The organism is Rhodococcus sp. JG-3, from assembly GCF_000482405.1.
Classification (GTDB): Bacteria; Actinomycetota; Actinomycetes; order Mycobacteriales; family Mycobacteriaceae; genus Rhodococcoides; species Rhodococcoides fascians.
Map to the genome: position 1 here is coordinate 3231718 of NZ_KI519398.1, position 12719 is coordinate 3244436.

Genomic DNA, 12719 nt, shown 5'->3' on the forward strand with positions numbered 1-12719 from the left:
CCTTCAGTGCGCGTCGTCTTCGCCGGAACACCGGAACCCGCGGTCCCGTCACTCGCGCGACTGTTGGAGTCCGAACGGCACGAGGTGATCGCCGTGGTCACCCGGCCCGACGCCGCAGCCGGCCGTGGACGCAAGACCGTGCGCTCGCCCGTAGGAGTGTTGGCGGACGAGCACGGCATCCCGGTACTCACTCCCGCGAGGCCGTCGGACCCGGAGTTCGTGGCGGCGCTGACCGACCTCGCCCCCGACGTGTGCCCGGTCGTTGCGTACGGCGCGTTGTTGCCGCAACAGATACTCGACATACCTCGGTACGGCTGGATCAATCTGCACTTCTCACTGTTGCCCGCGTGGCGTGGCGCGGCACCGGTACAGGCCGCGATCGCCGCGGGCGACGACGTCACAGGCGCATCGACGTTCCTTCTCGACGTCGGGATGGACACCGGTCCGGTACTCGGTGTCACCACCGAACGGATTCGGGATTCCGACACCACGGGTGATCTGCTCGGGCGTCTGGCGTCGAGCGGAGCCCATTTGCTCGCCGCGACGTTGGACGCGATCGAGGACGGAACGGCGGCAGCGCTACCGCAATCCGAGGACGGTGTGTCCTACGCGAGCAAAGTGACAGTCGATGCCGCGCGCATCGACTGGACGCGATCCGCGGCATTCGTCGACCGACACATCAGATCCGTCACACCGGCCCCGGGAGCGTGGACGACCATCGGGGATCTCCGCGTCAAGATCGCTCCTGTTCAGCTGTCGCCGGACGCGTTGGAGCCGGGAACGATCGACGTACGCAAGACCGGTGTACACATCGGAACCGGAACCGGCGCAGTCGTTCTCGGTGATATTCAACCTCAGGGCAAGAAGGTCATGAGGGCACTCGACTGGGCGCGCGGCGCTCGGCTGGACGATACGGCGGTGGCACGATGACAGAGCCCGACAGGCCTCGTAAGCGCGAGTCGAGCCAGCCCCGCAAGCACGTCAAGAAGTCACCGGGGGCACGTGGGCCCAAAGGGAACCGGCCCCCGCAGGGCACCGGACCCCGTGCGGTCGACGCGATCGATCCGGCACGGCGTGCGGCCAGAGACGTGCTCAAAGCGGTGCGGGAGCGCGATGCTTACGCGAACCTGGTGCTGCCCGGTTTGCTCCGCGAACGCAAGTTGGATTCGCGCGATGCCGCGCTGGCCACCGAACTCGCCTACGGCGCATCTCGCGCGCGGGGTGTGCTCGACGCCGTGATCGCGCACGCGGCCGGGCGGCCTGCCGTAGAGATCGACGGACCGCTGCTCGACATCCTTCGGCTCGGGGCCTATCAGCTGCTGCGCACCCGGGTTGCCCCGCATGCAGCCGTCGCCACGTCGGTGGATCTCGCCCGCTCCGAATTCGGTTCCGGCAAGGCAGGTTTCGTCAACGCCGTGCTGCGACGAGTGTCCGAGCGAACCGCAGCGCAGTGGGTCGACGAGCTGGCACCGGCGACGACGGCGGATCCGGTCGGTCACCTGGCATTCGAATACGCCCATCCCAAGTGGATTGCGCAGGCCTTCGCCGATGCGCTCGGAGCCGATGCCGGCGAACTCGCCGCGGTGCTCGAGGCGGACGACGCGCGTCCCTCGGTCCACCTCGTCGCGCGACCGGGAGAGATTTCCGCCGAAGAATTGGCGCTGATCACCGGGGGAGAGGAAGGTCCTTATTCGCCGTACGCGGTGCACCTCGACGGCGGCGACCCCGGCAAGCTCGATGCTGTCCGCGACGGTCTGGCCGGAGTTCAGGACGAGGGCAGTCAGCTCGTCGGCCGCGCGCTGACGTTGGCACCGTTGCTCGGCGACGACGGTGGCCGATGGTTGGACCTGTGCGCCGGTCCGGGCGGCAAGGCCGCCCTGCTCGGTGCCCTGGCGGAGATCGACGGCGCACGGGTCGACGCCGTCGAACCGACCCCGCACCGCGCCGACCTCGTGTCCAAGACCGCCAAGGACCTACCGGTGACGGTGCACATCGTCGATGGCCGCGAGTCCGGACTCGACGCGGGTTACGACCGCGTGCTCGTCGACGCGCCGTGCACCGGTCTCGGAGCGCTGCGTCGTCGCCCCGAAGCGCGGTGGCGTCGCCAACCGTCCGACGTGGCGGCATTGGTCACCCTGCAGAAGGAACTGCTGGCGGCAGCGATCGACCTGGTCCGGCCCGGCGGGGTGGTGCTGTACTCGACGTGCTCGCCGCATCTGTCCGAGACAGCGGCCGTCGTTGCCGACGCCGTACGCCGGTACGGCGTCGAACAGCTCGACACCCGCGCGCTCGTGCCGGGAGTACCGCAACTGGGTGACGGCCCGTCGGTGCAACTGTGGCCGCATCGGCACGGTACCGACGCGATGTTCATGGCGGCGCTGCGCAAGCCGGTCTGATCACCCTCCGGCCAGAAACTCCTCGGCCACGTCCGCGGGTGCGTACACCAGCCATCCGTCGACGAGGAGTTCGCGCAGTTCGTCGTCCTCGGCGTTGTCGACGTCGATCAGAACAGCAGAGAACCCGTCGAAGTGCGGGATCGTGAAGGACGAGCGCGGATGTGCGGCGAGGATGGCTTCCTTCTCGTGCAGGTCGGCAGTCCTGACGGCCAGGATCGGTCCGGTGGGCGGGGTCTCGTCGCCGAATCGTTTCAGGTCGGCCTTGCTGAACGGTCGTACCCACGCGAACACGTGCTTGCCGATGCCCCAGGCGGGATTCCCGTACCGAACGCTTTCGGTGACTTCGGGCAATTCGGCAAGGACGGCGCTCGCGGAGTCCATGGTGGCCATGTCGGCACGATACCGGCTCGACTAGGCTCACCAGTCGTGGTTTCCCCGATGATCGCTCCCTCTATTCTGTCCGCCGATTTCGCGCGCCTCGCCGCCGAAGCCGATGCCGTCGCGGGGGCCGATTGGCTCCACGTCGACGTCATGGACGCACACTTCGTCCCCAACCTCACCCTCGGGCTACCGGTGGTCGAGAGTCTGCTCAAAGCAACGAGCATTCCCCTCGATTGCCACTTGATGATCGAGGATCCGGCGCGCTGGGCCCCGCCGTATGCCGAGGCCGGGGCGTACAACGTCACGTTCCACGCCGAAGCAACGGATGACCCCAGCGCCGTGGCGCGCGACATCAGGGCCGCCGGTGCGAAAGCCGGCCTGTCGGTGAAGCCGGGTACCCCGATCGAGCCCTACCTCGAGATTCTGCGCGATTTCGACACTCTGCTGGTGATGAGTGTGGAGCCCGGTTTCGGCGGGCAGTCGTTCATGCCCGAAGTGCTGTCCAAGGCCAAAGCTGTTCGGGCACTTGTCGATTCCGGAGATCTACGCTTGGTGGTCGAGATCGACGGCGGCATCAACTCCGACACCATCGAGCAGGCCGCCGAGGCCGGCATAGATTGCTTCGTGGCCGGTTCGGCCGTGTACAACACCGCCGATCCCGCCGCCGCAGTGCGTGATCTCCGCGGCCGGGCCGCCCGCGTATCGCACCACCTGTCGTGACCGACGCCCCGGGCTCGGCCGTGTCGGTCGTCGAGGCGATGGCTCTGGCCGTCGAGGCGTCCGAGGCCGCTCGGGGCATCAGTAGCCCCAACCCCGGGGTCGGTGCCGTGATCCTCGACGCCCGCGGCGTCGTGGTGGGCACCGGCTCCACCCGTCCACCCGGCGGCCCGCACGCCGAGATCGTCGCACTCACCGAGGCCGGCGACCGTGCGCGCGGCGGCACCGCGGTGGTGACACTCGAACCGTGCAACCACACGGGCCGCACCGGACCGTGCTCGCAGGCCCTCGTCGCAGCCGGGGTCGCGTCGGTCGTGTTCGCGGTGGCGGATCCGAACCCGCTCGCGTCCGGCGGGGCAGACGCGCTGCGGAACGCCGGGATTCGCGTCGAACAGGGCGTGGGGGCACGCGAGGTACAGCAGGGGCCACTGCGGGCCTGGCTGCACAAACAACGCACCGGCCGGCCGCACGTCACCTGGAAATACGCCGCGACGCTCGACGGACGCAGCGCGGCTGCCGACGGAACGAGCCAGTGGATCACCGGACCCGAGGCGCGGGCGCACGTGCACGCCGAACGGGCCAAGCTCGACGCCATCGTCGTCGGAACCGGAACCGTACTGGCCGACGATCCACGGCTGACCGCTCGTCGCCCCGACGGCACCCTGGCATCGCATCAGCCGGTTCGAGTTGTCGTCGGATCGAGACCCGTACCGGCGACCGCCGCGATCCGCGGTCCGGAGGCACCGACGGTGTTTCTGGACACACACGACCCGGCTGCGGTGATCGACGCGCTGAGCGAGTACACCGACATCCAGATAGAAGGTGGTCCGACTCTGGCCGGCGCGTTCCTCGCCGCCGGTCTCGTGGACCGCGTTGTCGCCTACATCGCACCTGCGGTGTTGGGGGCCGGCCCGGCTGCGGTGGAGAATGCGGGGATCGGAACAATTGCCGACGCAATTCGGTTCCGCACGGAGACAGTCACCATGATCGGCAACGACGTTCTTCTGAGTGTCGTGCCCGAAGGAGCGAAGTAGATGTTCACCGGAATCGTCGAAGAGCTGGGCGAGATCGTGGCCAAGGACGAGCTGCCCGACGCCGCTCGCTTCACCGTCCGGGGCCCGGTGGTGACCTCCGACGCCGGCCACGGGGATTCCATCGCGGTGAACGGAGTATGTCTGACCGTCGTCGAAGTACTTCCCGACGGCGGATTCACCGCCGACGTCATGCAGGAGACGTTGAACCGATCGAGCCTCGGCGCTCTGGATGTCGGCAGTCGCGTCAACCTCGAACGCGCAGCGGCACTCGGTAGCCGGCTGGGCGGGCACCTCGTCCAAGGACACGTCGACGGAACCGGCACGGTAGCCGGACGCAGCCCGTCCGAGAACTGGACCGTCGTGCGCATCACCATGCCCACGTCGGTAGCACGCTACGTCGTCGAGAAGGGATCCATCACGGTCGACGGTGTCTCGCTCACCGTGTCCGGGCTCGGAGTCGACGACGGCGGGCACTGGTTCGAGATCTCGCTGATCCCCACCACCCTCGACCTGACCACACTCGGCACGGCCGAGGTGGGTTCACCGGTCAACCTCGAAGTCGACGTCATCGCCAAGTACGTGGAGCGGCTGCAGGCGATCGACGCACAGTAAGTACTGTTGAAGTGCACGCAGGTAACGGTGCATCGGAGACATTTCCAGGGCGCTGAGCCAGGCCCGAGACCTATGGAGCGCACTTTCGTGACCAGGTTCGACAGTATCGAGCGCGCAGTTGCGGACATCGCTGCGGGCAAAGCAGTGGTGGTCGTCGACGACGAGGACCGCGAGAACGAAGGCGACCTCATCTTCGCCGCCGAGAAGGCCACCCCGGAACTGGTTGCCTTCATGGTCCGTTACACCTCGGGCTACCTCTGTGTCCCGTTGTCCGGTGAGGATTGCGACCGACTCGGCCTGCCGCCGATGTTCGCCACCAACCAGGACAAACACGGAACGGCGTACACCGTCACCGTCGACGCGCGAGAAGGTATCGGAACCGGTATCTCCGCATCCGACCGAGCAGCCACGATGCGCCTGCTCGCCGACCCCGACACCGGAGCGAACGACTTCACCCGCCCCGGCCATGTTGTCCCGTTGCGCGCCAAGGAAGGCGGCGTACTGCGCCGACCCGGCCACACCGAGGCGGCCGTGGACCTCGCCCGTATGGCCGACCTCCGCCCGGCCGGAGTCATCTGCGAGATCGTCAGCCAGAAGGACGAGGGATCGATGGCGCAGACCGACGAGCTGCGGGTGTTCGCCGACGAACACGACCTCGCACTGATCTCGATCGCCGATCTGATCGCGTGGCGCCGTAAGCACGAGAAGCACGTCGTCCGCGTCGCCGACGCGCGAATCCCCACCAGCCACGGCACGTTCCGGGCCGTCGGCTACCAGAGCATCTATGACGAGGTCGAACACGTCGCGCTGGTGCGCGGCGACATCTCCGGCCCCGACGCCGACGGCAGCGACGTGCTGGTCCGGGTGCACTCCGAATGCCTCACCGGCGACGTCTTCGGATCGCTGCGCTGCGACTGCGGCCCACAGCTCGACGCCGCCCTCGAAATGGTGGCGGCCGAGGACCGGGGAATCGTGCTGTACATGCGAGGACACGAAGGACGCGGAATCGGCCTGCTGCACAAACTCCAGGCCTACCAACTCCAGGACGCAGGCTCGGACACCGTCGACGCCAACCTGCAGCTCGGTCTGCCCGCAGACTCCCGCGACTACGGAATCGGTGCCCAGATCCTCGTCGACCTCGGGGTCTCGTCCATGCGCCTGCTCACCAACAATCCGGCCAAACGAGTCGGGCTCGACGGCTACGGCCTGCACGTCACCGAGCGGGTGCCGATGCCGTTGCGCGCCAACGCCGAGAACCTGACCTACCTGCGCACCAAACGCGACCGCATGGGCCACGACCTGGTCGGCCTGGACGACTTCGAGCAAAATGACCCCGCACACCCCGCAGGCTCCACTCCTGGTGACAACGGTCATTCCGCAGGCTCCACTCCTGCCCGCGAGAACGGGGTCAACCCATGAGCGGCGACGGCGAACCCACCCTGCAGCTCGCAGGCGCGAGTGATCTGAAGTTGGCTGTCGTGGCCGGTCAGTGGCATCGGACGGTCTCCGAGGCGCTGCTCGCCGGTGCGCTCCGCAAAGCCGAGTCCGCCGGGGTACGCGACGTCACGGTCATACGCGTCGCCGGAGCCATCGAACTACCCGTAGTCGCCCAGGCCCTGGCTCGCACCCACGATGCCGTCGTCGCTCTCGGCGTGGTCATCCGCGGCGGCACACCGCACTTCGAGTACGTCTGCGATGCCGTCACAGCCGGCCTGACACGGGTATCGCTCGACGAGGGCACTCCGGTCACCAACGGGGTGCTCACCACCAACGACGAGCAGCAGGCGCTCGATCGCGCCGGTCTGCCCGACTCGTTCGAGGACAAGGGTGGGCAGGCCACCGCGGCCGCCATCGACACGGCCCTGACCCTCAAGCACCTCCGGCAGCCGTGGACGAATCAGGACTTCCAATGACGCGCGACGAATCCCCGTCCGAATGGGACATGGAAGTGAAGTCCCGTAAGTCGGCCCGATACGCGATCGCTGCCGCGGTGTTGCTCGTCGTCGCTCACTCGACTGTCGCGGTGCTGCTTCGGGTGTCGCCGACCGGGGTCTACTTCAGGACCGCCGATCAGCTGGCGATGGCGGGAATAGGCGTGTTGCTGGCTGGCCTGGCTCTGCTGCTCACCCGCCCGCGCATTCGCGTCGGTCCGGCAGGTGTGGCGGTCCGAAACGTGTTCTCGGAGCGGATGATCGAGTGGGATCTCGTGCGTGGCCTGTCATTTCCCGACGGGGCGATGTGGGCCAGGGTCGACATCCCCGACGACGAGTTCATCAATGTCATGGCCATCCAGTCCAACGACCGTGAGCACGCCGTCGCGGCCGTCCGAAAGTTCCGTGCGCTCGAGCGCGAGTACGCGCCCGCACGCGTCGATCAGGACTGACGTACAGCCGCACGCTCTGGTGCACCGCTGCTGAGCTGGAGATGCGGAGAACGTCGGACCCGACCGCTAACGTGGAAGGCGTGTCCGACCCCGCTACCTATCGTCCGGCCACCGGAACCATCCCGGTGGAACCGGGCGTGTACAAATTCCGCGATCCGCACGGTCGCGTCGTCTACGTAGGCAAGGCCAAGAGCCTGCGCAGTCGCCTCAATTCCTACTTCGCCGACGTGGCCTCGCTGCATCCGAGGACCCGGCAGATGGTGACCACCGCGGCTTCCGTGGAGTGGACGGTGGTCACCACCGAAGTGGAGGCACTGCAGCTCGAGTACAACTGGATCAAGGAATTCGATCCACGGTTCAATGTCCGCTACCGCGACGACAAGAGCTACCCGATGCTCGCGGTGACGATGAACGAGGAATTCCCACGTCTGTTCGTGTATCGCGGACCCCGCCGTAAGGGCGTGCGCTACTTCGGTCCCTACGCTCATGCCTGGGCCATTCGCGAGACGCTCGACCTGCTGCTGCGCGTGTTCCCGGCACGAACGTGCTCGACCGGAGTCTTCAAGCGGCACAACCAGATCGGACGCCCCTGCCTGCTCGGGTACATCGACAAGTGCTCGGCGCCGTGCGTGGGACGCGTCAGTGCCGAAGAACACCGCAGTACCGTCGAGGACTTCTGCGACTTCCTGGCCGGCAAGACCGACAAACTCGTGCGACAGCTCGAGAAGAAGATGCAGGCGGCCTCGGAGGATCTCGACTTCGAGACCGCGGCACGGTTACGTGACGACGTGGGCGCGCTGCGTCGGGCGTTGGAGAAGCAGGCCGTGGTGCTCGGTGACGGTACCGACGCAGATCTGGTCGCATTCGCCACCGACGCCCTCGAAGCCGCCGTTCAGGTCTTCCACGTCCGCGGTGGCCGCGTACGGGGACAGCGCGGGTGGGTGGTCGAGAAGGCGGGTGAGGTGATCGAACGGCAGGACGAGGCCGACCTCCCCGCCCTCGTCGAACAGTTCCTCACCCAGTTCTACGGCGAACAGGCTGCGTTGTCCGCGCAGACCCCGGGCGGCGATGACGGCGGGTCCAACGCGGTTCCGCGTGAGGTACTGGTGCCGGTGTTACCGGACAACGCCGACGAAGTGCAGGTGTGGCTCAGCGAGTTGCGTGGATCCAATGTCACTTTGCGGGTTCCGCAGCGCGGCGACAAGAAGGCACTGGCCGAGACCGTCGAACGCAACGCCAAAGAGGCTCTGCAGCAGCACAAGCTGAAGCGTGCGGGTGATTTCACATCGAGATCCGCTGCGCTGCAAGGCATTCAGGAGGCGCTCGATCTGGATTCGGCACCGCTGAGAATCGAATGCATCGATATCTCGCACGTGCAGGGCACCGATGTGGTCGCGTCACTGGTCGTGTTCGAGGACGGATTGCCGCGCAAGAGCGACTACCGCCACTACGCGATCAAGGAAGCGGCAGGCGACGGGCATTCCGACGACGTCGCCAGCATCGCCGAGGTGACCCGGCGTCGTTTCCTCCGTCATTCTGCAGACGGAGCCAACGCTGTCGGCAGCGGCGGCGATCTGGCTCCCGAAGCCGCGCTCGATCCCCAAACCGGTAGGCCACGCAGGTTCGCTTATCCGCCCAACCTGTTCGTCGTCGACGGCGGTGCACCACAGGTCGCAGCGGCCGCAGCAGTGCTGGACGAACTCGGTGTCACCGACGTCGCCGTCGTCGGGCTCGCCAAACGACTGGAAGAAGTGTGGGTACCGGGGGAGGAGGATCCGGTGATCCTGCCGCGCACGAGTGAATCTCTGTATCTCCTGCAGCGAGTGCGCGACGAGGCGCACCGATTTGCCATCACCTTCCATCGAAGCAAGCGATCACGCCGTATGACTGCGTCGGCCCTCGACTCGGTGCGCGGGCTCGGCGAGTCGAGGAGAACCGCGCTGGTGGCGCATTTCGGATCGGTGGCCAATCTCAAGAAGGCAACGGTCGAAGAGATCGTCGAGGTCCCCGGAATCGGCGCGACCACCGCCAAGTCGGTGCTGGCCGCATTGGGTTCCGACCCGAGCGGGGCCGATGTAGGCGATGATGGCAGCGCAACGGCAACGACACCGGGCGAGAACACGGCCGACCATGCGATCGAACCGCGTGTGGAATCGGCGGGACAGGCTTCGTAGTGAGCGAACACCAGACACAGGCACACCCACCGTCCGAGCCGCACCCCGGAAACCCCGACGAGCGGGCCGACTCGCCGCACGACGGCATCGAAGTGGCATTGGTCACGGGCGTGTCCGGCGCCGGGTTGCGCACGGCCGCCAAGATTCTCGAAGATCTGGGTTGGTACGTGGCCGACAACCTGCCGCCCGAGCTCATTTCCAAGATGGTCGATCTCGGGCTGGAGTCGCAGCCCCGTATCGAGCGTCTCGCCTTGGTGATGGACGTGCGCAGCCGCCTGTTCACCGGCGATCTGGGCTGGGTGGTCAAGGAACTCGACTCCAAGGGTGTGCGCAATCGCGTGCTGTTCCTGGATGCGTCCGACGCCGTGCTGGTCCAGCGGTTCGAATCGAATCGGCGCAGTCACCCGTTGCAGAACGACGGCCAGGACGGAACTCTGACCGAGGGGATCACCGCCGAGCGTCTACGGCTCGCGCAGGTCAAGGCGGCCGCCGACCTGACCGTCGACACGACCTCGTTGTCGGTGCACCAGCTTCGGCGCAAGATCGAAACGGTCTTCGGGGCCGCTGACACTGTCGGCGTCGGCGTGACGGTCCAATCCTTCGGCTTCAAGTACGGCCTACCGATGGATGCCGACCTGGTCTGCGACGTGCGTTTTCTGCCCAATCCGCACTGGGTGCCCGAACTGCGCGAACACACCGGTCAGGATGCGGATGTGCGCGACTACGTTCTCGGACAGAACGGGGCGCACGACTACCTGCAGACGTACACGCATCTGTTGAATCTGACCATCGAGGGATACGTGCGGGAAGGCAAGCGATACATGACGGTGGCCGTGGGCTGCACCGGAGGAAAGCACCGAAGCGTCGCGATGACGGAGGCCCTGGCCGGTATTCTCGCCGAACAGGGGGACGTATCGGTCCGCGTCCTGCACCGTGATCTGGGCCGCGAATGAGCGATACTCCGCACCGTCCGGTATCGGGTTCGGGTCCCAAGATCGTCGCGCTGGGCGGCGGCCATGGTTTGTACGCGACGCTGTCGGCAGCTCGGCTGCTCAGCAGCGATGTCACTGCAGTCGTGACGGTCGCGGACGACGGCGGGTCCTCGGGTCGTCTGCGGGCAGAACTCGGCGTCATCCCGCCCGGCGATCTGCGGATGGCGCTGGCTGCCCTGGCGCGCTCGGACGCCAGGACCCAGCTGTGGACCGACGTCATTCAGCACCGATTCGGGGGCACCGGCGCCTTGGCCGGCCACTCGGTGGGCAATCTGGTTCTCGCCGGGCTCACCGAAGTACTCGGCGACCCGATAGCTGCCCTCGACGAGATGGTGCACATGCTCGGTATCGACGGACGAGTGCTGCCGATGTCACCGATTGCGCTCGACATCGAGGCCGATGTGTCCGGCCTCGAGGACGACCCACGCGTGAGTCGCGTCATTCGTGGTCAGGTCGCCGTCGCCACGACGCCCGGCAAGGTTCGACGCGTGCGGCTGTTGCCACCGGATCCGCCTGCGACGCCGGCGGCGCTGACCGCCATCGCCGCGGCGGACCTGGTCGTGCTCGGGCCAGGATCGTGGTTCTCGAGTGTCATTCCCCACGTTCTGGTGCCCGATCAGCTCGCTGCATTGGCGCGCACGAGTGCGCCCAAGGTGCTCGTACTCAACCTGGCACCGGAGCTGGGGGAGACCACCGGATTCTCCGCCGAGCGCCATGTCCACGTACTCTCCCAACACGCACCTGATTTGGGAATCGACCACGTGTTGGTCGATTCCGCCTCGGTCCCGGAGGGCAGCAACCGCGAGCACGTGGCGCGCGCCGCTGCCCGGCTCGGCGCTGGGGTCGTCTACGTCGACGTTGCCGAAACCGGCACTCACGCACATCATTACGGAAAGCTGGCTGCTGCTCTCGGAGCCATCGTGTCGTCCACCGACGGCTCGGTACCGACAGCGGCGCGCAGAGAGGGGATCACTTCGTGGCCATGACAGCGGAGGTCAAGGACGAGCTGAGCAGGCTCACCGTCAGTCAGGTCAGCTGCCGCAAGGCCGAGGTGTCCGCCCTGCTGCGTTTCGCCGGCGGGTTGCACATCGTCGCGGGTCGAGTGGTGGTGGAGGCCGAGGTGGATCTCGGCTCCATCGCACGGCGGCTGCGACGCGAGATCTTCGAGCTGTACGGCTACTCCTCGGATGTCCACATGCTCAGTGCCGGAGGCCTGCGCAAGACGTCTCGGTACGTGGTGCGCGTGGCCAAGGACGGTGAGGCTCTGGCCCGCCAGACCGGGCTGCTCGACCTCCGTGGACGTCCCGTGCGTGGCCTGCCCGCTCAGGTCGTGGGCGGCACGGTCGGCGACTCCGAGGCCGCGTGGCGCGGCGCGTTTCTCGCCCACGGCTCGCTCACCGAGCCGGGCCGGTCGTCCGCGCTCGAGATCAGCTGCCCCGGGCCCGAAGCAGCGCTCGCCCTCGTCGGTGCCGCTCGGCGCCTCGGAGTGGCAGCCAAGGCACGTGAGGTGCGCGGCACCGATCGAGTCGTCGTACGAGACGGCGAAGCAATCGGAGCGTTGCTCACGCGGATGGGCGCTCAGGACACCCGGTTGGTGTGGGAGGAGCGCCGGATGCGCCGCGAGGTGCGGGCCACCGCCAACCGTCTGGCCAACTTCGACGACGCCAACCTGCGCCGGTCCGCTCGGGCCGCGGTTGCGGCCGCCGCTCGCGTCGAGCGGGCTCTGCACATTCTCGGCGACGACGTACCCGATCATCTCGCTGCGGCAGGTTCGCTTCGGGTTCAGCACCGCCAGGCCTCACTGGAGGAACTCGGTCAGTTGGCCGACCCGCCGATGACCAAGGATGCGGTGGCCGGTCGGATCCGGCGTCTGCTGTCCATGGCCGATCGGAAAGCGAAGGAGACCGGGATACCCGACACCGAGTCGGCGGTCACCGCAGAGCTGCTCGACGAGGCGTAGAGCGCCTCGGTCGAGTGATGCGCGCGCTCCGCCGGAGCGCACACTAGGGTAGGTACCGCGTGTGGCACCC

13 protein-coding genes are annotated in these 12719 nt (G+C 67.2%); 12 read left to right on the forward strand and 1 reads right to left on the reverse strand.

Annotated elements, in window-relative coordinates:
* The first annotated feature begins 6 nt into the window (after positions 1-6).
* Together fmt and K414_RS0116765 are read left to right on the forward strand one after the other, a co-directional pair.
* Entirely contained in the window at positions 7-930 is a 924-nt protein-coding gene (gene fmt, locus K414_RS0116760) for a methionyl-tRNA formyltransferase (protein ID WP_027496994.1), read from the forward strand.
* Positions 927-2396: a transcription antitermination factor NusB gene (locus K414_RS0116765; protein WP_027496995.1), complete on the forward strand. Its 1470-nt coding sequence runs from the start codon at positions 927-929 to the stop codon at positions 2394-2396. The genes fmt and K414_RS0116765 overlap by 4 nt, the downstream gene beginning before the upstream one ends.
* Here the strand turns inward: K414_RS0116765 and K414_RS0116770 are convergent, their stop codons facing one another.
* Positions 2397-2786 carry an MmcQ/YjbR family DNA-binding protein gene (locus K414_RS0116770; protein ID WP_027496996.1) on the reverse strand — a complete coding sequence of 130 codons (390 nt, stop codon included), beginning with the start codon at positions 2784-2786 and terminating at the stop codon, positions 2397-2399.
* Positions 2787-2822: 36 nt separating this feature from the next.
* Between K414_RS0116770 and rpe the strand changes: the two genes are divergently transcribed.
* The 10 genes from rpe to whiA all read left to right on the forward strand — a co-directional run bounded on the left by rpe (position 2823) and on the right by whiA (position 12649).
* A complete protein-coding gene (gene rpe, locus K414_RS0116775) occupies positions 2823-3497 on the forward strand; it encodes a ribulose-phosphate 3-epimerase (RefSeq protein ID WP_027496997.1) in 675 nt (224 codons plus the stop codon).
* A 38-nt stretch (positions 3498-3535) separates the two neighbouring features.
* Positions 3536-4528, forward strand: a complete 993-nt coding sequence (gene ribD / locus K414_RS0116780) for a bifunctional diaminohydroxyphosphoribosylaminopyrimidine deaminase/5-amino-6-(5-phosphoribosylamino)uracil reductase RibD (RefSeq protein WP_037220280.1) — start codon at positions 3536-3538, stop codon at positions 4526-4528.
* A complete protein-coding gene (locus K414_RS0116785) occupies positions 4529-5140 on the forward strand; it encodes a riboflavin synthase (RefSeq protein ID WP_027496999.1) in 612 nt (203 codons plus the stop codon).
* Positions 5141-5227: 87 nt separating this feature from the next.
* Positions 5228-6559, forward strand: a complete 1332-nt coding sequence (locus tag K414_RS27220; protein ID WP_237606207.1) for a bifunctional 3,4-dihydroxy-2-butanone-4-phosphate synthase/GTP cyclohydrolase II — start codon at positions 5228-5230, stop codon at positions 6557-6559.
* Positions 6556-7053: a 6,7-dimethyl-8-ribityllumazine synthase gene (gene ribH, locus K414_RS0116795; RefSeq protein WP_027497000.1), complete on the forward strand. Its 498-nt coding sequence runs from the start codon at positions 6556-6558 to the stop codon at positions 7051-7053. The genes K414_RS27220 and ribH overlap by 4 nt, the downstream gene beginning before the upstream one ends.
* Complete coding sequence (locus K414_RS0116800; protein ID WP_027497001.1) at positions 7050-7523, forward strand: PH domain-containing protein; 474 nt, start codon at positions 7050-7052, stop codon at positions 7521-7523. Before ribH ends, K414_RS0116800 begins: the two co-directional genes overlap by 4 nt.
* 80 nt (positions 7524-7603) lie before the next feature.
* The gene (gene uvrC / locus K414_RS0116805; protein ID WP_048318514.1) at positions 7604-9697 is read left to right on the forward strand and encodes an excinuclease ABC subunit UvrC; all 2094 of its coding nucleotides are present in this window, start codon (positions 7604-7606) and stop codon (positions 9695-9697) included.
* Between the two features lie 86 nt (positions 9698-9783).
* Positions 9784-10650, forward strand: coding sequence for an RNase adapter RapZ (rapZ, locus tag K414_RS0116810; RefSeq protein ID WP_027497003.1), 867 nt, complete (start codon positions 9784-9786; stop codon positions 10648-10650).
* The gene (gene yvcK, locus K414_RS0116815; protein ID WP_051365145.1) at positions 10647-11675 is read left to right on the forward strand and encodes a uridine diphosphate-N-acetylglucosamine-binding protein YvcK; all 1029 of its coding nucleotides are present in this window, start codon (positions 10647-10649) and stop codon (positions 11673-11675) included. The genes rapZ and yvcK overlap by 4 nt, the downstream gene beginning before the upstream one ends.
* Positions 11666-12649 (forward strand): DNA-binding protein WhiA, encoded by a 984-nt coding sequence (gene whiA, locus K414_RS0116820; protein WP_027497005.1) that lies wholly within the window; start codon positions 11666-11668, stop codon positions 12647-12649. Before yvcK ends, whiA begins: the two co-directional genes overlap by 10 nt.
* The last annotated feature ends 70 nt before the right edge of the window (positions 12650-12719 follow it).

Bases quoted from the DNA above. Each gene is read 5' to 3' on its own strand.
- K414_RS0116765 (WP_027496995.1), top strand. From the start codon at position 927: ATGACAGAGCCCGACAGGCCTCGTAAGCGCGAGTCGAGCCAGCCCCGC.
- K414_RS0116770 (WP_027496996.1), bottom strand. From the start codon at position 2,786: ATGGCCACCATGGACTCCGCGAGCGCCGTCCTTGCCGAATTGCCCGAA.
- ribD (WP_037220280.1), top strand. From the start codon at position 3,536: ATGGCTCTGGCCGTCGAGGCGTCCGAGGCCGCTCGGGGCATCAGTAGC.
- K414_RS0116785 (WP_027496999.1), top strand. From the start codon at position 4,529: ATGTTCACCGGAATCGTCGAAGAGCTGGGCGAGATCGTGGCCAAGGAC.
- ribH (WP_027497000.1), top strand. From the start codon at position 6,556: ATGAGCGGCGACGGCGAACCCACCCTGCAGCTCGCAGGCGCGAGTGAT.
- K414_RS0116800 (WP_027497001.1), top strand. From the start codon at position 7,050: ATGACGCGCGACGAATCCCCGTCCGAATGGGACATGGAAGTGAAGTCC.
- yvcK (WP_051365145.1), top strand. From the start codon at position 10,647: ATGAGCGATACTCCGCACCGTCCGGTATCGGGTTCGGGTCCCAAGATC.